Origin of the sequence: Winogradskyella vincentii (assembly GCF_020166345.1) — a bacterium.
In the GTDB taxonomy this organism is placed as follows: Bacteria; Bacteroidota; Bacteroidia; order Flavobacteriales; family Flavobacteriaceae; genus Winogradskyella; species Winogradskyella vincentii.
Genome location: NZ_JAIUJS010000001.1, coordinates 10,328 through 30,563, shown reverse-complemented (window position 1 = coordinate 30,563; position 20,236 = coordinate 10,328). Strand labels below are relative to the sequence as shown.

The 20,236-nt window shown below is 34.7% G+C and carries 16 protein-coding genes and 5 tRNA genes; all 21 read left to right on the top strand.

Going from position 1 to position 20,236, the window contains the following annotated elements; translation table 11 throughout:
- Positions 1 to 70 precede the first annotated feature (70 nt).
- The 21 genes from LBV24_RS00125 to rpoC all read left to right on the top strand — a co-directional run bounded on the left by LBV24_RS00125 (position 71) and on the right by rpoC (position 20,166).
- A complete protein-coding gene (locus tag LBV24_RS00125) occupies positions 71 to 1,696 on the top strand; it encodes an alanine/glycine:cation symporter family protein (RefSeq protein ID WP_224476577.1) in 1,626 nt (541 codons plus the stop codon).
- 13 nt (positions 1,697 to 1,709) lie between these two features.
- Positions 1,710 to 2,576, top strand: a complete 867-nt coding sequence (locus LBV24_RS00120; protein ID WP_224476576.1) for a ComEA family DNA-binding protein — start codon at positions 1,710 to 1,712, stop codon at positions 2,574 to 2,576.
- 12 nt (positions 2,577 to 2,588) lie between these two features.
- Positions 2,589 to 3,755 (top strand): acyl-CoA dehydrogenase family protein, encoded by a 1,167-nt coding sequence (locus LBV24_RS00115; RefSeq protein ID WP_224476575.1) that lies wholly within the window; start codon positions 2,589 to 2,591, stop codon positions 3,753 to 3,755.
- 40 nt (positions 3,756 to 3,795) lie between these two features.
- A complete protein-coding gene (locus LBV24_RS00110; RefSeq protein ID WP_224476574.1) occupies positions 3,796 to 5,223 on the top strand; it encodes a carboxypeptidase-like regulatory domain-containing protein in 1,428 nt (475 codons plus the stop codon).
- Between the two features lie 70 nt (positions 5,224 to 5,293).
- Positions 5,294 to 5,488 (top strand): 30S ribosomal protein S21, encoded by a 195-nt coding sequence (rpsU, locus tag LBV24_RS00105; protein ID WP_224476573.1) that lies wholly within the window; start codon positions 5,294 to 5,296, stop codon positions 5,486 to 5,488.
- Between the two features lie 98 nt (positions 5,489 to 5,586).
- A complete protein-coding gene (locus tag LBV24_RS00100) occupies positions 5,587 to 6,477 on the top strand; it encodes a tyrosine-type recombinase/integrase (RefSeq protein ID WP_224476572.1) in 891 nt (296 codons plus the stop codon).
- A 72-nt stretch (positions 6,478 to 6,549) separates the two neighbouring features.
- Entirely contained in the window at positions 6,550 to 6,852 is a 303-nt protein-coding gene (gene hpf, locus LBV24_RS00095) for a ribosome hibernation-promoting factor, HPF/YfiA family (RefSeq protein WP_224476571.1), read from the top strand.
- A 113-nt stretch (positions 6,853 to 6,965) separates the two neighbouring features.
- Positions 6,966 to 7,039, top strand: a tRNA-Thr gene (locus tag LBV24_RS00090).
- A 45-nt stretch (positions 7,040 to 7,084) separates the two neighbouring features.
- Positions 7,085 to 7,167, top strand: a tRNA-Tyr gene (locus LBV24_RS00085).
- Between the two features lie 113 nt (positions 7,168 to 7,280).
- Positions 7,281 to 7,353: transfer RNA gene (locus LBV24_RS00080), tRNA-Gly, on the top strand.
- 58 nt (positions 7,354 to 7,411) lie between these two features.
- A tRNA-Thr gene (locus LBV24_RS00075) sits at positions 7,412 to 7,483 on the top strand.
- Positions 7,484 to 7,552: 69 nt separating this feature from the next.
- Entirely contained in the window at positions 7,553 to 8,740 is a 1,188-nt protein-coding gene (gene tuf, locus LBV24_RS00070; RefSeq protein ID WP_224476570.1) for an elongation factor Tu, read from the top strand.
- A 63-nt stretch (positions 8,741 to 8,803) separates the two neighbouring features.
- Positions 8,804 to 8,876, top strand: a tRNA-Trp gene (locus LBV24_RS00065).
- A 45-nt stretch (positions 8,877 to 8,921) separates the two neighbouring features.
- Positions 8,922 to 9,116 (top strand): preprotein translocase subunit SecE, encoded by a 195-nt coding sequence (secE, locus tag LBV24_RS00060; RefSeq protein WP_224476569.1) that lies wholly within the window; start codon positions 8,922 to 8,924, stop codon positions 9,114 to 9,116.
- 18 nt (positions 9,117 to 9,134) lie between these two features.
- Positions 9,135 to 9,680 (top strand): transcription termination/antitermination protein NusG, encoded by a 546-nt coding sequence (gene nusG, locus LBV24_RS00055; protein ID WP_114299322.1) that lies wholly within the window; start codon positions 9,135 to 9,137, stop codon positions 9,678 to 9,680.
- Positions 9,681 to 9,749: 69 nt separating this feature from the next.
- Positions 9,750 to 10,190 (top strand): 50S ribosomal protein L11, encoded by a 441-nt coding sequence (gene rplK, locus LBV24_RS00050; protein ID WP_114299321.1) that lies wholly within the window; start codon positions 9,750 to 9,752, stop codon positions 10,188 to 10,190.
- 10 nt (positions 10,191 to 10,200) lie between these two features.
- Entirely contained in the window at positions 10,201 to 10,890 is a 690-nt protein-coding gene (gene rplA, locus LBV24_RS00045; RefSeq protein WP_224476568.1) for a 50S ribosomal protein L1, read from the top strand.
- A 19-nt stretch (positions 10,891 to 10,909) separates the two neighbouring features.
- Positions 10,910 to 11,431, top strand: a complete 522-nt coding sequence (gene rplJ / locus LBV24_RS00040) for a 50S ribosomal protein L10 (protein ID WP_224476567.1) — start codon at positions 10,910 to 10,912, stop codon at positions 11,429 to 11,431.
- A gap of 52 nt (positions 11,432 to 11,483) precedes the next feature.
- Positions 11,484 to 11,864: a 50S ribosomal protein L7/L12 gene (rplL, locus tag LBV24_RS00035; protein WP_224476566.1), complete on the top strand. Its 381-nt coding sequence runs from the start codon at positions 11,484 to 11,486 to the stop codon at positions 11,862 to 11,864.
- A 123-nt stretch (positions 11,865 to 11,987) separates the two neighbouring features.
- Positions 11,988 to 15,800, top strand: coding sequence for a DNA-directed RNA polymerase subunit beta (rpoB, locus tag LBV24_RS00030; protein WP_224476565.1), 3,813 nt, complete (start codon positions 11,988 to 11,990; stop codon positions 15,798 to 15,800).
- 64 nt (positions 15,801 to 15,864) lie between these two features.
- A complete protein-coding gene (gene rpoC / locus LBV24_RS00025) occupies positions 15,865 to 20,166 on the top strand; it encodes a DNA-directed RNA polymerase subunit beta' (protein WP_224476564.1) in 4,302 nt (1,433 codons plus the stop codon).
- The last annotated feature ends 70 nt before the right edge of the window (positions 20,167 to 20,236 follow it).

The following is a 20,236-nucleotide window of genomic DNA, read 5'->3' as shown; positions in this document are numbered from 1 at the left end:
TCTTTAAAAACTCGTTTTTTTTAGCATCTTCACGCCCTAAAAAGCAATAAACTAACTAATAACTATTCCTATGAAGAAATATTTTCTTTCAATTTTTGCACTTGTGTTTCCTTTGCTAAACTTTGCCCAAGAAACGACCTCAGAAAAAATAGATAAAATATTTAAAGACTATACAGGGTGGTTTGTAGACGGTATTTTTTATGAAATTCCATTTTCTGAAACCTATAAAATTCCATGGGTTCTGATTGTTTTAGTTGGTGGTGCAATTTTTTTCACACTTTATTTTAAATTTATAAATGTCACAGGGTTTAGAACCGCTATAAAGGTGGTAAGAGGTCAATATGAAGATATTGAAAAACATGGAGCGGACACTCTATATGGAGATGTTACGCCAAATGAGCAAGAAAATATAATTGAAACAATACGTGATGAAAGTGCAGATGGTGAGGTGTCACATTTTCAAGCGTTAACAGCTGCTTTATCGGCGACTGTTGGTTTAGGGAATATTGCAGGTGTTGCAGTTGCACTTTCAATAGGAGGTCCAGGGGCTACATTTTGGATGATAATAGCTGGTCTCTTAGGTATGGCATCAAAATTTGCAGAATGTACATTAGGTGTAAAATATAGAGATGTTGCAGAGGATGGAACAGTATATGGTGGTCCAATGTATTATTTAACCAAAGGGTTAAAATCTAAGGGAATGGGTGGTTTTGGTAAAGTACTCGCCGTTCTTTTTGCAATATTTGTTATTGGTGGTTCTTTTGGAGGCGGTAATATGTTTCAAGCTAATCAGGCTGCAGCGCAATTTGTGAAGTTGTTCAATCTAGAAAATTCTGACAACGCAGGTCTATATTTTGGACTAGTAATGGCTGTTTTGGTTGCTGTGGTAATAATTGGGGGAATAAAAAGAATAGCTAAAGTAACTGAGAAAATTGTTCCTTTTATGGCAGGTGTCTATGTTTTAGCGGCACTTATAATTCTTGGGGCTAACTTTAGTTTAATAGATGATGCTTTCGGTTTGATTTTTGACGGCGCTTTTACAGGTCTTGGCATAGCAGGTGGTCTTGTTGGTGTTATGATACAAGGTATTAGAAGGGGGGCGTTTTCAAATGAAGCTGGTGTAGGATCAGCGGCAATTGCGCATTCTGCGGTTAGAACAAAATATCCGGCGTCAGAAGGTATTGTGGCTTTATTAGAACCATTTGTAGATACCGTGGTTATTTGTACAATGACAGCGTTAGTTATTGTAATTACTAATTTTGATGGTGGTTTTATGCAATATGGTGTTGAAATAAAAGAAGGTGTAGAAATTACAGCAACAGCTTTTGATTCTGTTATACCACACTTCTCTATTATACTTACAATTGCTGTAATTTTATTTGCATTTTCAACTATGATTTCATGGTCGTACTATGGTATGCAAGGTTGGGTATTCTTATTCGGTAAAGGAAAACTTATCGATTTAGCCTATAAAATCCTGTTTTTGTTTTTTGTGGTTGTAGGAGCTTCAATTAGTTTAGGCGCGGTTATCGATTTTTCAGATGCCATGATTTTTGCAATGGTTGTACCTAACATAATTGGTGTTATATTATTATCACCAATAATTAAAAAAGAACTGAATAAGTATTATAAAGCTATCAATGTGAAAGAGGAAGCTATTGATGATGGAGCGATTGACCTAAATGAGAAGCTTTAAATAATTTGACAATATGAAATCCCATTTCCAGTTTTCAAACCAACAGCGAAATGGGATTTTTTTATTGCTATTTATTATTACAGTAATTCAATGTGTTTATATGTTCGTGGATTTTGGTAATGAAAATAATTACTCTAATAATCCGGATATTGAGGAGCTCAGAAAAGAAATAGATTCCCTGTGCGCAGTAGAAATTGAGAACAATAAACCAAAGATTTATCCATTCAATCCAAATTATATAACTGATTATAAAGGGTATACTTTAGGGATGAGTAATGAAGAAATTGATAGACTTCATCAATTTAGATCAAATAATCAATGGGTCAACTCTGCAAAAGACTTTCAAAAAGTAACTCAGGTTTCCGATTCTCTTTTAGCAACAATTTCACCATATTTTAAGTTTCCAGAGTGGGTTACAAATCCAAAGACAAAATCAAAATATTCAAGTTACGCTTCTGATATAGACAAGACTTTTGATCAAAAACAAGATTTGAATACAGCTTCAGAATTACAGTTACAAAAAACTTATGGTATTGGTGAAAAACTAGCAAAGCGAATAACTCAATATCGTAGTAGGTATAAAGGTGGTTTTCATTCTATGATTGAATTGACAGAGGTTTATGGTTTATCTCCAGAGGTGATCGAAAATATTGAAAAAGAGTTTGCGGTAAAAACGCCTAGGGAAATAACCACTTACAACCTAAATACTGCCACTAGAGATGAGTTAGTATTAATCAAATATGTTGATTACGAAGTTGCAAATAATATTATTGAAGAAAGAACCTTAAGGGATGGCTTTAAATCTTTAGAAGAATTAACAAAAGTTGAAGATTTCCCAATGAATAAGTATGAGATAATTAAGTTATATTTGCATCTTTAAAAATTGCAAAGAATGTCGACCTTATATTTTACCGAAGAGCATAATTTATTTAGAGAAAGTCTTAGGGATTTTTTACATAAAGAAGTTGTTCCTCATATTGAGAAATGGGAGGAGCATGGGAATTTGGATAGATTTATTTGGAAGAAATTCGGTGAAATGGGTTACTTTGGTTTAGCCTATCCTGAAGCCTATGGTGGGTTGGATTTAGACTTGTTCTACACAATTATTTTACTTGAAGAATTACAAAAAATTAATTCTGGTGGATTTGCAGCTGCGATTTGGGCTCATGTTTATTTAGCAATGACGCATATTAATAAAGAAGGTGATGACGCTATAAAAGAGAAGTATCTAACATCTAGTATTACAGGTGATAAAATAGGATGCTTATGTATTACAGAACCTTTTGGAGGAAGTGATGTCGCAGGTATGCGAACTACAGCAGTAAAAACAGGTGATAAATATGTTCTTAACGGGTCTAAGACTTTTATAACAAACGGAGTTTACAGTGACTATCTCGTAGTTGCAGCAAAAACGAGTCCGGAGTTAGGTAATAAAGGAATTAGCATATTTGTAATGGATAGAGAAACACCTGGTATTTCTGCCACAAAATTAGATAAGCTCGGTTGGCGAGCTTCTGATACTGGTGAAATTGCTTTTGACAATGTTGAAATTCCTGCTTCCAATTTAATGGGAGAAGAAAATCAAGGATTTGGTTATATTATGCAACATTTTGCATTAGAACGTTTAATAATGGGCGTGAATGCACATGCTAGAGCGGAGTATGCATTAGAGTATGCGAAGCAATATATGAGTGAGCGAACAGCTTTTGGAAAAACCATAGATAGATTTCAGTCTTTAAGACATACTTACGCAGAATGTGAGACACAAATGGAAATTTGTAAGCAATTCAATTATTATGTAGCCAAACGGATGGATATGGGAGACTATGTTGTTAAAGAAGCTACGATGTCTAAGTTACAATCAACCAAAATGGCAGATGATGTTATTTATCAATGTCTCCAATTCTTGGGTGGATATGGTTATATGGAAGAATATCCAATGGCAAGATTAGCAAGAGATAGTCGTTTAGGACCAATTGGTGGAGGTACTTCAGAAATACTCAAAGAAATCATTGCAAAAATGAGTATTGATAATAAAGACTATAAACCAGCTACATAATTTATTAGTACATTTGATTAGTCTTTTACTCAAATGTCTTATGATTAATAACCTACAACTAAAATTATTTTTCTGCATTTTTTTCTTGATTGCATTAAATGCAAATGCACAGATCGAGTTAAAAAACAAAGTAGTAGATTTTACATCACTTTTACCATTAGAAAATGCTAGTATTTATATTCAAAATACTACTATAGGTACTGTAAGCAATTCTGATGGAAGATTTTTATTGCTGGTGCCAAATGAGTTTAAGAAAGACACTCTAGTAATTTCTTCTATTGGTTTTAAGACGTATAAGGTTCAAGTAGAAGAATTCGATAATACCATTGATATCTTTTTAGAGGAAGACGTTGCAACCTTAGATGAGGTGGTAGTATTGGCCGAACCAAGACCAACCACTGGGAATGGTATTGTTTTAAAAGCACTAGAAAAATTAGAAATTAATCTTCCAGATTCTTCCTACATCCAAAAAGGATTTCTACGTCACAAAGAACGAAATAAAGTAGAGTTTAAATGGCTTATTGAAAGTGCAATTACACTATACGATTCAGGATATACGGTTTCGTCCAATAAACATTTAAAAATTAATGTAGACCAAGTACGTAAAAGCTACGACTTACGTGATATAGATAGTATCTTTTCTTATGTGTCGTATAGTAATCAAAAAAATTCAGGCCAGAGACTAAAGGTTAATGATGTCAATAGAGATGATCTTTCTACGGATCAATTAATCCAAGCTATAAAATGGAATGATACTAGAGTAAATGGGTTACAAAATTTATTCAAAGGGAAATTAAATTTGCTTCGAAATTCAAAAAATGAAAATGCTCTATTTGGAGAAGAGGTTCTACAAAAACACCAGTTCAAACTCGATACAATTTTGGTAGATAATGAACGCAAGATTTACAAGATAAAGATTGAAAAAAGTTTTGATTTTGTAGGACTCCAAACCAAAGGGATTTATAACGAAGGCTATATCGCTAATGGTTGGCTTTATATTTACTACGATAATTATGCAATAAAGAGAATTGAGTACGATTTAATTGCAGCATCAGATGCTCAAAAAATTAGAAGTAAAAGACTGTTTGATACACAGGTAAATCATAAACTCGTAATCAATTATATGGAATATGAAGATAAAATGTATCCAAACTATGTTTATTATGAAACGCCAAAATTGGTAACTGTAGGTTTAAAGTCAAATACAGAAATGACCGAGAGTCAGAAGAATCGTTATAATAAAAATGAAAGGTTTTATTATACCGTGCAAGAAGTATTGTTTTCTGAAATTATCCTGGACAATGAAACGGTGCAATTAGAATTACAAAAAGATTGGGATGCAGATATCTTTTCACCTAAACCTTACAATAAGGACTTTTGGCATAATTACAATGTCCTTTTAGAAAGTGAAGAGGATGAGAAGTTGATAAAAGACTTAACTAAAAAAGCGTCCTTATTTAAAGAATAAATTTATTCTAGAAATTAAAAATCACTTTATATTTGCAGCGCAAAATTTAAAAGAGAGGAGGTTAAGACCTATGTTGAGAATTCAGGTAAACGAAAAAGAAAATATAGAGAGGGCTTTAAAACGCTATAAGCGCAAGTTTGATAAAACAGGTACTAAGCGTCAGCTTCAGTCACGTAAACATTATATGAAGCCTTCAGAAGTATTGAGAAGACAGCTTCAAAAGGCAGAATATATTCAAATCTTAAAAGACCAAGAGGCATTTTAGACTTATTCAATGAATTTATTAAATCCTGCGAAATGCAGGATTTTTTATTTATCAATATTTGCTTCTAATTGGTTATATTTAATCACCTACAAATTGGTATGAGTTTAAAATCGTTTTCTGATTATATGTTGCTTGAGAAAAATTATTCTCAACATACTGTGTTAGCTTATATTAGAGATATAGAGTCACTTCAAGAATATTTGAAAGAACACTATGATGTTAATGATATAAATGACGTTGAATATTCCCTCATAAGACAGTGGATTGTAGAATTAGTGAATAAGGGAATTTCCAATCGGAGTATCAATAGGAAAGTATCATCTCTTAATGCTTATTACAAGTTTTTACAAAAAACCAAGATAATTGAAAATAACCCATTAAAGAAGCATAAGGCATTAAAAGTTGGTAAGAAAGTCAATTTACCTTTTTCACAAGAAGAACTTAGGGAGGTTCTTGATAATACAATTGATGTCAATGATTTTGAAAGTGCCAGAGACAGTCTAATTGTTGAATTGTTCTACTCAACAGGAATAAGAAGAATTGAGCTCGTAAACTTAAATTTAAAGGATGTAAATTTTTCTCAAAAGCAATTAAAAGTACTCGGTAAACGCAATAAGGAGAGGTATATCCCAATTATTGATTCGCTTTTACAGTCTTTTGATACTTACATTATATATCGTAATCAACTTCCTACTATTATAGATAAGGAGGTCCTTTTTTTAACAAAAAAGGGTATTAAAATTTACGAAATGCTTGTTTACAGAATAATAAATAAGTATTTTAGTATAGCATCTTCAAAAGCAAAATGTAGCCCACATGTACTAAGACATTCTTTTGCTACTCACTTATTAAATGAAGGTGCAGATTTAAATGCAGTAAAAGAACTTCTTGGACACACTAGTTTGGCAGCTACACAAGTTTATACTCATAATAGTATAGCAGAGTTAAAAAAGGTCTATGCCAAATCTCATCCGAGAAATAAAAAATAATTCTGCATTTAAGAAAATAGCAGGTGATGAATTTTCGGATTTTTCACTAATGTATAATTTAAAACTACGCCTATGAAAGTAAACACTCAATCTGTAAACTTTACTGCTGATCGTAAACTAATTGATTTCATACAAAAACGAATGGATAAATTAGATATGTTTTATGATAAAATAATATCTTCGGATGTGTATTTAAAAGTCGAAAATACTAGCGACAAAGAGAACAAAGTGTTTGAAGCTAAGGTAAGTGTTCCGGGAGACAGCTTTGTAGTTAAAAAACAATGTAAGTCATTTGAAGAAGGGGCTGATATTGCCATTGCATCTTTAGAAAGACAGATAAAAAAGAGAAAGCAAAAATTGAGAGCTCATAGTTGAGTAAAATTTTTTTAAAAATGTTTTGAATAAAAAAAATAAACACTACATTTGCAGTCCGTTAGAAATAGCGGACTTTTTTATGGTCTTAAAAGGGCATTTTGAAGTAAGAAAAAGCCGATATAGCTCAGCTGGCTAGAGCAGCTGATTTGTAATCAGCAGGTCGTGGGTTCGAGTCCCTCTATCGGCTCTTAAGGATTTAAAAATCAGTTCTTTAAAATATTGAAAACACAAAGGGAAGATACTCAAGCGGCCAACGAGGACAGACTGTAAATCTGTTGGTTTTCACCTTCGCAGGTTCGAATCCTGCTCTTCCCACAAATAATTTAAATTCATTAATTTTGAATTATTTGAATTGATTTCCAACCAGGATCTTCGAGAAACCCGAGAAAATTCTGATTAAATCAAGCAAGATTTAAGGCTTGCAAAAAGCGGGAGTAGCTCAGTTGGTAGAGCGTCAGCCTTCCAAGCTGAATGTCGCCGGTTCGAACCCGGTCTCCCGCTCAAAAATTCCTCCGAAGGCAGGAATCTCATTAGATTAATGAGGAAGTAAACACTTTACGCCGGTGTAGCTCAGGGGTAGAGCGTTTCCTTGGTAAGGAAGAGGTCACGAGTTCAAATCTCGTCATTGGCTCTTTTTTCTAAGATAGATTTAGAATTAAAATTGAACACTAATATTAAATAAGATTAAAATAAATTAAACATGGCAAAGGCAACTTTCGATCGTTCAAAACCACATTTAAACATTGGTACAATTGGACACGTAGATCACGGTAAAACAACTTTAACTGCTGCTATTACTAAAGTATTAGCTGATGCAGGTTTATCTGAAGCAAAAGATTTCGATCAAATCGACAACGCACCAGAAGAGAAGGAAAGAGGTATTACAATTAATACTTCTCACGTAGAGTATCAAACAGCAAATCGTCACTATGCACACGTTGACTGTCCAGGTCACGCGGATTACGTTAAGAACATGGTAACTGGTGCTGCTCAAATGGATGGTGCTATCTTAGTTGTTGCTGCAACAGATGGTCCTATGCCACAAACTCGTGAGCACATCTTATTAGGTCGTCAGGTAGGTATTCCACGTATCGTTGTTTTCTTAAACAAAGTAGATATGGTTGATGACGAAGAGCTTTTAGAATTAGTAGATATGGAAGTTAGAGATTTATTAAACTTCTATGAGTACGATGGTGACAATGGTCCTGTTGTATCTGGTTCTGCTTTAGGAGCACTTAACGGTGAGCAAAAATGGGTAGATACTGTAATGGAATTAATGGAAGCTGTTGACACTTGGATTGAAGAGCCAGTGCGTGACATGGACAAGCCATTCTTAATGCCAATTGAAGATGTATTCTCAATTACTGGTCGTGGTACTGTTGCAACAGGTCGTATTGAAACTGGTGTTGCTAACACAGGTGATCCTGTTGAGATCATTGGTATGGGTGCTGAGAAATTAACTTCAACAATTACGGGTATCGAAATGTTCCGTCAAATCCTTGATAGAGGAGAGGCTGGAGATAACGCTGGTATCTTATTAAGAGGTATAGAAAAAACTCAGATTTCTAGAGGTATGGTTATTACTAAGCCTGGATCTGTAACACCACATGCTAAATTTAAGGCTGAGGTTTATATCCTTAAAAAAGAAGAAGGTGGTCGTCACACACCATTCCATAACAATTATCGTCCACAGTTCTACGTACGTACAACTGACGTTACAGGAAACATTGAGCTTCCAAGTGGTGTAGAGATGGTGATGCCTGGTGATAACTTAACTATTACTGTTGAGTTAATCCAACCAATTGCAATGAACGTAGGTTTACGTTTCGCTATCCGTGAAGGTGGTAGAACAGTTGGTGCTGGTCAGGTAACTGAAATTTTAGACTAAACACTATACAGTTAAATAGTTAATTAAGGTGTCCTGTATTACAGGACGCCTTGATTATTATTTACGGGTTTAGCTCAGTTGGTAGAGCACTGGTCTCCAAAACCAGGTGTCGTGAGTTCGAGTCTCGCAACCCGTGCTAAGCAGAATTCAGTCATAATTATGACTACTAAATAAATAACAAATGACAGGAATAATAACATATATAAAAGAATCATTTGAGGAATTAAAGAATAATGTGTCTTGGACACCTTGGCCTGAAGCTCAAAGATTAACAGTTTTAGTAGCTGTGTTTTCTATTATTTTTTCATTAGCTATTTGGGGTGTAGATACTGTTTTTAGTAGAGCAGTAAAGGCATATTTTCAATTTATAAACTAACAATTATACACTAAGAAAATGTCAGAGAAAAAATGGTATGTTGTTAGAGCTGTAAGCGGTCAAGAAAATAAAATCAAGACCTATATAGAAAATGAAATTTCTAGATTAGGTTTAGAGGATTATGTTGATCAGGTTTTAGTACCAACGGAAAAAGTAATTCAGATTCGTAACGGGAAAAAAATAAACAAAGAAAAAGTTTATTTTCCAGGTTACATTATGATCCAAGCTAACCTAAGTGGTGAAATTCCTCATATTATTAAATCCATTACAAATGTAATCGGGTTTTTAGGAGAAACTAAGGGTGGAGATCCTGTTCCATTAAGACAATCTGAAGTTAACAGAATGTTAGGTAAAGTAGATGAGTTAGCTATAGAAGCAGATGCATTAGTTGCAATTCCATTTACAAAAGGTGAAACTGTAAAAGTAATCGATGGTCCTTTCAATGGATTTGATGGTACAATCGAAAAGATTAATGAAGAAAAGCGTAAGCTTGAGGTAATGGTAAAGATTTTTGGTAGAAAAACACCATTGGAATTAAGCTATATGCAAGTAGAAAAGTTATAATAATTGTTACAATAAAGATAGCGTTAAATCTTGCTTCCAATTAAGATTAAGCGCACTAAACATTTAAAAATGGCAAAAGAATTAGACAAAGTAGTTAAGCTACAAGTTCGGGGAGGTGCTGCGAATCCATCGCCACCGGTTGGACCCGCTTTAGGTGCTGCTGGAGTTAATATCATGGAGTTCTGTAAGCAGTTTAATGCTAGAACCCAAGATAAACCGGGTAAAGTTTTACCTGTGGTCATTTCTGTTTACAAAGACAAATCATTTGAATTTGTAATCAAGACACCACCAGCTGCAGTACAATTATTAGAAGCGGCCAAAGTAAAGAAAGGATCTGGAGAACCAAACCGACGTAAAGTAGCAAAAGTAACTTGGGATCAAGTTAGAGCTATTGCAGAAGATAAGATGGTAGATTTAAATGCCTTCGAAATCGGTTCGGCAATGAAGATGGTAGCTGGTACAGCTAGATCTATGGGAATCACTGTTAAAGGAGGTGAGGCTCCAAACTAAAATTTTTGAAATGGCAAGATTAACAAAAAAGCAAAAAGAAGCGAGAGCAAAGGTTGATAAGAACAAACTTTACTCTTTAGAAGAAGCTTCAGCTTTACTTAAAGAAATTACATACACAAAGTTTGATGCTTCAGTAGATTTAGCAGTAAGATTAGGTGTGGATCCACGTAAAGCCAATCAAATGGTACGTGGCGTGGTTTCTTTACCACATGGTACAGGTAAAGATATGAAGGTTCTTGCATTAGTAACTCCAGATAAAGAAGCAGAAGCTAAAGAGGCTGGTGCTGATTATGTTGGGTTAGATGAATACTTACAAAAAATAAAAGATGGTTGGACAGATGTTGACGTTATCGTTACAATGCCAAGCATTATGGGTAAGTTAGGACCATTAGGTAGAGTATTAGGACCAAGAGGTCTTATGCCAAATCCAAAAACAGGTACGGTTACTATGGACGTAGCTAAAGCTGTAAGTGAAGTTAAAGCTGGTAAGATTGATTTCAAAGTTGATAAAACAGGAATTGTACATGCTCCAATTGGAAAGGCATCTTTTAGTGCTGAAAAATTGGTAGGTAATGCAAATGAACTTTTAACAACTTTAATGAAGTTAAAACCAACAGCATCAAAAGGTACTTACATGAAGAGTATTTACATGTCAAGTACTATGAGTCCAAGTATAGCAATTGATACAAAAATAGGATAGTAGTTAAACTTAGAATATTATGACAAGAGAAGAAAAATCCCAAGTAATTGATGAGTTGACTGCTCAATTAGCTGAAAACACAAATATCTATTTAACTGATATTTCTGGATTGGATGCAGCAACAACTTCAAACTTAAGAAGAGCTTGTTTTAAATCAAATGTAAAACTAGCTGTAGTAAAGAATACATTACTAGAAAAGGCTATGGAGGCCTCTGATAAAGATTTTGGTGAATTACCAACAACTTTAAAAGGAAATACCTCTGTAATGTATTCAGAAGCTGGTAATGCACCAGCAAAGGTTATCAAGGCATTTCGTAAGAAATCTGAGAAGCCTTTATTAAAAGGTGCTTTCATTGAAGAAGCAATTTATATTGGTGATGATTTACTAGACACATTAGTAGACATTAAGTCGCGTGAAGAATTAATTGGCGAGATCGTTACATTGTTACAATCTCCTGCTAAAAATGTTATTTCAGCACTTAAGTCTAGTGGAGGAACTATCGCTGGTATAGTAAAAACCCTATCTGAAAGAGAAGGTTAAAAAAGAACACACAAAAATTATATAAAAAACACACACATTAAACAATAGAAAAATGGCAGATTTAAAAGATTTCGCAGAACAATTAGTTAATTTAACTGTAAAAGAAGTTAACGAATTAGCTACAATATTAAAAGAAGAGTATGGTATCGAGCCTGCTGCTGCTGCAGTTGCAGTTGCTGCTGGTGGTGGTGCTGCAGGTGGTGGTGACGCTGCTGAAGAGCAAACTGAATTCGACGTAATATTAAAAGCAGCTGGTGGTTCTAAATTGGCAGTAGTTAAATTAGTTAAGGAATTAACTGGTTTAGGTTTAAAAGACGCTAAAGGTTTAGTTGACGATGCACCAAGTACAATTAAAGAAGCTGTTTCTAAAGACGAAGCAGAAGGCTTAAAATCTTCTTTAGAAGAAGCAGGAGCTGAGGTTGAGCTTAAGTAAGCTCACCTTAACCTACAACATATGGTTTAGGTCTGGAGTTGCCCTCTAAGACCTAAACCCTTTTGTGTATATAAAGGATATGCACATATTTTAGTTTTTATTTAATAAAAATCTCGTTCATCAATGTTAGCAAAAAAGGCTGAAAGAATTAATTTCTCTTCTATTGTAAATAGAACAGATTACCCAGACTTTTTGGATATCCAAATTAAATCCTTCCAGGATTTTTTCCAATTAGAAACAAAGTCAGAAGAAAGAGGAAACGAAGGGTTGTACAATACCTTCATGGAGAACTTCCCAATTACAGACACACGTAATCAATTCGTCTTAGAATTTTTAGATTACTTTATTGATCCACCTCGATATACTATCGAAGAATGTATTGAAAGAGGATTAACATACAGTGTGCCTTTAAAAGCAAGATTGAAATTATATTGTACAGATCCAGAGCACGAAGATTTCGAAACTATTGTACAGGATGTATATTTAGGTACTATTCCTTACATGACTCCAAGTGGTACTTTTTGTATCAATGGTGCTGAGCGTGTAGTTGTATCTCAGTTACACCGTTCACCTGGTGTTTTCTTTAGTCAATCATTTCATGCTAATGGTACAAAGTTATATTCTGCAAGAGTAATTCCTTTTAAAGGGTCTTGGATAGAATTCGCTACAGATATCAATAGTGTAATGTATGCTTACATTGACAGAAAGAAAAAGTTGCCTGTTACAACATTATTCCGTGCAATTGGTTTTGAACGCGATAAAGATATTTTAGAAATATTTGATCTAGCAGAAGAGGTAAAAGTTTCTAAATCTGGATTAAAGAAAGTTATAGGTCGTAAACTTGCAGCACGTGTTCTTAATACATGGCACGAGGATTTCGTTGATGAGGATACAGGTGAAGTTGTATCTATTGAACGTAACGAGATTGTATTAGACCGTGACACTATAGTAGATAAAGAAAATATTGAAGAAATTCTTGAGGCTCAAGTAAAAACAATTCTTTTACACAAAGAAAGTGCGCAACAAGGAGATTACGCAATTATTCATAATACATTACAAAAAGACCCAACAAACTCTGAAAAAGAAGCTGTTGAGCACATTTACCGTCAGTTACGTAATGCAGAACCGCCAGATGAGGAAACTGCACGTGGTATAATTGACAAATTATTCTTCTCTGATCAACGTTACTCTTTAGGTGAAGTAGGTCGTTACAGAATGAATAAGAAATTAGGTTTAGATATCGGAATGGATAAGCAAGTACTTACCAAAGAAGATATTATTACCATTATAAAATATTTAATTGAGCTAATTAACTCTAAAGCAGAGATTGATGATATCGATCACTTATCTAACCGTCGTGTACGTACAGTAGGTGAGCAATTATCATCTCAATTTGGTGTTGGTTTAGCAAGAATGGCACGTACGATTCGTGAAAGAATGAATGTTCGTGATAACGAAGTGTTTACTCCAATCGATTTGATTAATGCTAAGACATTGTCTTCTGTAATTAATTCATTCTTTGGTACAAACCAGTTATCTCAGTTTATGGATCAAACTAACCCATTAGCAGAGATTACTCACAAACGTCGTTTATCAGCATTAGGACCTGGTGGTCTATCTAGAGAAAGAGCTGGTTTCGAGGTTCGTGATGTTCATTACACGCATTACGGACGATTATGTCCAATTGAAACACCAGAAGGACCAAACATTGGTTTGATTTCTTCACTTTCGGTATTTGCTAAGGTAAATTCAATGGGATTCATTGAGACACCATACAGAAAAGTTGAAAAAGGGGTTGTTGATATTAAAAATGCACCAACATATTTGAGTGCAGAGGAAGAGGAAGAGCAAATGATCGCTCAGGCAACTGTAGAAGTAGATGGAAAAGGTAAGATTCAACATGATAAAGTAATTGCACGTCAAGAAGGTGATTTCCCAGTGATTGACCCAATGAATGTTAATTACACAGATGTTGCACCTAATCAAATCGCTTCAATTTCGGCTTCTTTGATTCCTTTCTTGGAGCATGATGATGCAAACCGTGCATTGATGGGATCTAACATGATGCGTCAGGCTGTACCATTATTACGTCCTGAATCACCAATTGTTGGTACCGGATTAGAACGTCAAGTAGCATCAGATTCAAGAGTATTAATAAATGCTGAAGGAGATGGAGTTGTTGAATATGTAGATGCAGATAAGATTGTAATTAAATACAAGCGTACTGAAGAAGAAGCTATGGTAAGCTTTGATAGCGATGTCAAAGAATACCCATTAGTAAAATTCAGAAAAACTAATCAGGGAACTTCAATAAACTTAAAACCTATCGTTCAGAAAGGTGATAAAGTAACTAAAGGTCAAGTACTTTGTGAGGGTTATGCAACTCAAAATGGAGAACTTGCTTTAGGTAGAAATATGAAGGTAGCCTTCATGCCTTGGAAAGGATATAACTTCGAGGATGCAATTGTAATTTCAGAAAAAGTTGTTCGTGATGATATCTTTACTTCAATTCATATTGATGAATATTCATTAGAAGTTAGAGATACTAAATTAGGTAACGAGGAACTTACAAACGACATACCAAATGTTTCAGAAGAGGCGACAAAAGACCTTGATGAAAATGGTATGATTCGTATTGGTGCTGAAATTAGGCCAGGTGATATTTTAATTGGTAAGATTACACCGAAAGGAGAATCTGACCCAACACCAGAAGAGAAACTATTAAGAGCAATCTTTGGTGATAAAGCTGGTGATGTTAAGGATGCTTCTCTTAAAGCTTCTCCATCATTAAATGGTGTTGTAATAGATAAGAAGTTATTCGCGAGAGCGGTAAAAGATAAGCGTAAGAGAGCTCAAGATAAAGAAGATATCGAGAAGTTAGAAGACGCTTACGATAACAGATTTGATGATCTTAAAAATGTTTTGGTTGAAAAACTATTTGCAATTGTGAATGGTAAAACAGCTCAAGGTATTTATAATGATCTTGGAGAAGAAATCATTCCAAAAGGTAAGAAGTACACTTTAAAAATGTTAAATGCCGTTGATGATTATACGCATTTAACTTCTGGTAAGTGGACTACTGATAACCATACAAATGAATTGGTAGCTGATTTAATCCACAATTATAAGATTAAGGAAAATGACCTTCAGGGATCATTGAGACGCGAGAAGTTTACAATTTCTGTTGGTGACGAATTACCTTCAGGTATTATTAAACTGGCTAAAGTTTACATTGCTAAAAAGCGTAAACTTAAAGTTGGTGATAAGATGGCAGGTCGTCACGGAAACAAAGGTATTGTTGCGCGTATTGTACGTCAGGAAGATATGCCTTTCTTAGAAGATGGAACTCCTGTTGATATTGTATTGAATCCACTTGGTGTACCTTCTCGTATGAATATCGGTCAGATTTATGAAACGGTATTAGGTTGGGCAGGTCAAAACTTAGGTCGTAAATATGCGACTCCAATTTTTGATGGTGCAACTTTAGATCAGATAAATGAATTTACTGATGAAGCTGGTGTACCTAGATTCGGGCACACACATCTTTATGATGGTGGTACTGGAGAAAGATTTGACCAGGCAGCAACAGTTGGTGTGATTTATATGATAAAGTTAGGTCACATGATTGATGATAAGATGCACGCACGTTCAATCGGACCATACTCATTAATTACACAACAGCCATTAGGTGGTAAAGCACAGTTTGGTGGTCAGCGTTTTGGTGAGATGGAAGTATGGGCACTTGAAGCTTATGGAGCATCTAGTACTTTACGTGAAATCTTAACTGTTAAATCAGATGACGTTATAGGTAGAGCAAAAACTTACGAGGCAATCGTTAAGGGTGAGCCAATGCCAGAACCAGGACTACCAGAATCTTTCAACGTACTTATGCACGAATTGAAAGGATTAGGATTAGATATTAGATTAGAAGAGTAAAACTTAGGTGTATAACTTCAGTCTGAAAAAGACTGAAGTTATGTGCTGAATACCATAAATAAAAATGGCAAGAAAACAAGATAAGAATACAGTACAGAAGTTTAACAAAATTTCTATTGGTTTAGCATCACCTGAGTCTGTTTTAGCAGCATCTCGTGGTGAGGTATTAAAGCCAGAAACTATTAATTATCGAACTCACAAACCAGAACGTGATGGTTTGTTCTGTGAGCGTATTTTTGGTCCTGTAAAGGATTATGAGTGTGCTTGTGGTAAATATAAAAGAATACGTTACAAGGGTATTGTTTGTGACCGTTGTGGTGTAGAAGTTACTGAAAAGAAAGTGCGTAGAGATAGAGTAGGACACATAAACCTTGTGGTACCTGTTGCGCACATCTGGTACTTCCGTTCTTTACCAAATAAAATTGGATACCTTTTAGGATTACCGTCTAAGAAATTAGATATGATAATCTATTACGAGCGTTACGTGGTTATTCAACCAGGTACTGCTGTAAATGCTGAAGGTGAGCCAGTACAAAAAATGGATTTCTTAACAGAAGAAGAGTATTTAAATATTCTAGAAACCCTTCCGCAAGAAAACCAATATTTAGAAGATTCAGATCCAAACAAATTTATTGCTAAGATGGGTGCAGAGTGCCTTATTGATTTATTAGCAAGAATTGACTTAGATGAATTATCATACGATTTAAGACATAAGGCTAACAACGAAACGTCTAAGCAACGTAAAACTGAAGCTTTAAAACGTTTGCAAGTTGTTGAAGCTTTTAGAGATTCAAATAAAAACAGAGAGAACAGACCAGAGTGGATGATTATGAAGGCTGTGCCTGTAATTCCACCAGAATTAAGACCTTTAGTTCCTCTAGATGGTGGTCGTTTTGCGACCTCAGATTTAAATGATCTTTACCGTCGTGTGATAATCCGTAACAATCGTCTTAAGAGACTTGTAGAGATTAAAGCACCAGAGGTAATCTTACGTAATGAAAAGCGTATGTTGCAAGAATCTGTTGATTCGTTATTTGATAACACACGTAAGTCATCAGCAGTAAAAACGGATTCTAATAGACCATTAAAATCATTATCAGATTCGCTTAAAGGTAAGCAAGGACGTTTCCGTCAAAACTTATTGGGTAAGCGTGTTGATTATTCTGCACGTTCGGTTATTGTTGTAGGACCAGAATTAAAATTATTTGAATGTGGATTGCCAAAGAATATGGCAGCAGAATTATACAAGCCTTTCATCATTAGAAAATTAATTGAAAGAGGTATTGTAAAAACTGTAAAATCTGCAAAGAAAATTATAGATAGAAAAGAGCCTGTAGTTTGGGATATCTTAGAAAATGTTCTTAAGGGACATCCAGTATTACTGAACCGTGCTCCTACATTACACAGACTTGGTATACAAGCATTCCAGCCAAAGCTTATCGAAGGAAAGGCAATTCAGTTACACCCATTAGTGTGTACTGCATTTAATGCCGATTTCGATGGTGATCAGATGGCTGTACATTTACCTTTAGGGCCAGAGGCAATATTAGAAGCGCAACTATTAATGCTAGCGTCTCATAATATATTGAATCCAGCTAATGGTTCTCCTGTAACGGTACCTTCTCAAGATATGGTACTTGGTCTTTATTATATGACCAAGTTACGTAAAACAGATAAGGACTATACTGTTAAAGGTGAAGGCTTAACATTCTACTCGCCAGAGGAAGTAACTATTGCTTATAATGAGAAGAAGGTTGACTTAAATGCTGGTATCAAAGTAAGAACTAAGGATTTTAATGAAGAGGGTGAATTAACAACTCAAATAATTGAGACCACAGTAGGTAGAGTACTTTTTAATGAAAAAGTACCTGAGGCTGCAGGTTATATAAATGAGGTATTAACCAAGAAATCTTTAAGAGATATTATTCACGGTATATTAAAGGTAACGTCAGTGCCAGAAACAGCAGAATTCCTTGATGAAATTAAAACATTAGGATATCTGTTTGCATTCCAAGGCGGACTATCATTTAGTTTAGGTGATATTATTATACCTCAAGAAAAGCATACAATGATTGACGCTGCTAATAAGCAAGTTGATGGTATTATGGGCAACTATAATATGGGTCTTATTACCAACAATGAGCGTTATAATCAGGTAATTGATATTTGGACATCTACTAATGCCGAATTAACGGAACTTTCTATGAAGCGTATCCGTGAAGATCAGCAAGGATTTAACTCAGTATTTATGATGTTAGATTCTGGTGCTCGTGGATCTAAAGAGCAGATTCGTCAGTTAACAGGTATGCGTGGATTAATGGCAAAACCTAAAAAATCTAACGCAGGTGGTGGTGAAATTATTGAGAATCCAATTCTTTCTAACTTTAAAGAAGGATTATCAATTTTAGAATACTTTATCTCTACTCACGGTGCACGTAAGGGACTTGCAGATACCGCTCTTAAAACAGCTGATGCTGGTTACTTAACACGTCGTTTGGTTGATGTATCTCAAGATGTAATTGTTTATCAAGAAGATTGTGGTACGTTAAGAGGTATTGAAGTTTCTCCATTAAAGAAGAACGAAGAAGTTGTTGAAAAACTTGAAGAAAGAATTGTGGGTAGAACATCATTAAATGATGTGTTTGATCCTATGACAGAAGAACTTCTTGTTGAAGCTGGTGGCCATATTGGTGATGCTATTGCAAAACGCATTGAAGATTCAGCTATAGAATCAATTGAGGTTCGTTCACCATTAACATGTGAAGCCAAAAAAGGTATTTGTGTTAAATGTTACGGACGAAATCTTGCAACAGGTAAGATGGTACAACGAGGCGAAGCTGTTGGTGTTGTTGCGGCACAATCAATTGGTGAGCCTGGTACACAGCTTACGCTACGTACATTCCACGTAGGTGGTATTGCAGGTAACATTTCTGAAGAGAATAAATTAACTGTTAAGTTTGATGGAGTTGCTGAAATTGAAGATTTAAAGACAGTTAAATCTAAAGATAATGAAGGTAATGACGTTGATGTGGTTATTTCAAGAACTTCAGAATTGAAATTAGTTGATGCTAAAACAGGTATTGTTTTAAGTACTAACAATATTCCTTACGGTTCTCACATATTTGTTAAGCCAGGTAAGAAAGTGAAGAAAGGCGATGTAATTTGTCAATGGGATCCTTACAATGGTGTAATTATTTCAGAATTTGCTGGTAAAGTGAAGTATGAAAATATCGAACAAGGTGTTACTTATCAAGTAGAGATTGACGAACAGACAGGTTTCCAAGAAAAGGTTATTTCAGAATCTAGAAATAAGAAGTTGATTCCAACATTATTAATCGAGGATTCTAAAGGTGAAACGATCCGTTCTTATAACTTACCAGTAGGTGCACACATTATGATTGACGATGGAGATAAGATTGAAATCGGTAAGATTTTAGTTAAGATACCACGTAAGTCTGCTAAGGCAGGTGATATTACTGGTGGTCTTCCTCGTGTAACTGAATTGTTTGAAGCACGTAATCCATCTAATCCTGCTGTTGTAAGTGAGATTGATGGTGTTGTATCATTCGGAAAGATTAAGCGTGGAAACCGTGAGATTATTATAGAATCTAAATTAGGAGAGATTAAAAAGTACCTAGTTAAATTATCTAATCAAATCCTTGTACAGGAGAATGATTATGTAAAAGCTGGTATGCCATTATCTGATGGTTCTGTAACACCTAATGATATCTTAAATATTAAAGGCCCATCTGCAGTACAACAATACTTGGTAAATGAAGTACAAGAAGTATATCGTTTACAAGGTGTGAAGATTAACGATAAGCATTTTGAAGTTGTTGTTAGACAGATGATGCGTAAAGTTAAGATTATAGATTCTGGTGATACGATTTTCTTAGAAAACCAATTAGTTCATAAGTCAGATTTCATTGAAGAAAATGATAAGATATTCGGAATGAAAGTGGTTGAAGAAGCAGGTGATTCTGAGAATTTAAAATCAGGACAGATTGTAACTGTTAGACAATTGCGAGATGAAAATTCAATCTTAAGAAGAGAGGATAAAAATATTGCAACGGCTAGAGATGCACAACCTGCCACTGCTACACCAATTTTACAAGGTATCACGAGAGCATCATTACAGACTAAGTCGTTTATATCTGCAGCATCGTTCCAGGAAACTACAAAAGTTCTTAACGAAGCAGCTGTAAATGGTAAAGTTGATACATTAGAAGGACTCAAAGAGAATGTAATTGTTGGTCACAGAATACCAGCAGGTACAGGCGTTAGAGATTACGAGAGTATTATTGTAGGTTCTAAGGAAGAGTTTGATGAAATGATGAAAGCTAAAGAAGAAATGAACTTCAATTAGTGATTAAGATTCCTGCGAAGGCAGGAATATAATATACAAAAGCCTTCATTCTATTTTAGATTGGAGGCTT

Excerpts from the sequence above, each read along its gene's own strand:
- LBV24_RS00125 (WP_224476577.1), top strand. The coding sequence starts at position 71 with ATGAAGAAATATTTTCTTTCAATTTTTGCACTTGTGTTTCCTTTGCTA.
- tuf (WP_224476570.1), top strand. The coding sequence starts at position 7,553 with ATGGCAAAGGCAACTTTCGATCGTTCAAAACCACATTTAAACATTGGT.
- rpsU (WP_224476573.1), top strand. The coding sequence starts at position 5,294 with ATGTTGAGAATTCAGGTAAACGAAAAAGAAAATATAGAGAGGGCTTTA.
- LBV24_RS00120 (WP_224476576.1), top strand. The coding sequence starts at position 1,710 with ATGAAATCCCATTTCCAGTTTTCAAACCAACAGCGAAATGGGATTTTT.
- nusG (WP_114299322.1), top strand. The coding sequence starts at position 9,135 with ATGTCAGAGAAAAAATGGTATGTTGTTAGAGCTGTAAGCGGTCAAGAA.
- LBV24_RS00110 (WP_224476574.1), top strand. The coding sequence starts at position 3,796 with ATGATTAATAACCTACAACTAAAATTATTTTTCTGCATTTTTTTCTTG.
- secE (WP_224476569.1), top strand. The coding sequence starts at position 8,922 with ATGACAGGAATAATAACATATATAAAAGAATCATTTGAGGAATTAAAG.
- rplA (WP_224476568.1), top strand. The coding sequence starts at position 10,201 with ATGGCAAGATTAACAAAAAAGCAAAAAGAAGCGAGAGCAAAGGTTGAT.
- rplL (WP_224476566.1), top strand. The coding sequence starts at position 11,484 with ATGGCAGATTTAAAAGATTTCGCAGAACAATTAGTTAATTTAACTGTA.
- hpf (WP_224476571.1), top strand. The coding sequence starts at position 6,550 with ATGAAAGTAAACACTCAATCTGTAAACTTTACTGCTGATCGTAAACTA.
- rpoC (WP_224476564.1), top strand. The coding sequence starts at position 15,865 with ATGGCAAGAAAACAAGATAAGAATACAGTACAGAAGTTTAACAAAATT.
- rpoB (WP_224476565.1), top strand. The coding sequence starts at position 11,988 with ATGTTAGCAAAAAAGGCTGAAAGAATTAATTTCTCTTCTATTGTAAAT.
- LBV24_RS00115 (WP_224476575.1), top strand. The coding sequence starts at position 2,589 with ATGTCGACCTTATATTTTACCGAAGAGCATAATTTATTTAGAGAAAGT.
- rplJ (WP_224476567.1), top strand. The coding sequence starts at position 10,910 with ATGACAAGAGAAGAAAAATCCCAAGTAATTGATGAGTTGACTGCTCAA.
- rplK (WP_114299321.1), top strand. The coding sequence starts at position 9,750 with ATGGCAAAAGAATTAGACAAAGTAGTTAAGCTACAAGTTCGGGGAGGT.
- LBV24_RS00100 (WP_224476572.1), top strand. The coding sequence starts at position 5,587 with ATGAGTTTAAAATCGTTTTCTGATTATATGTTGCTTGAGAAAAATTAT.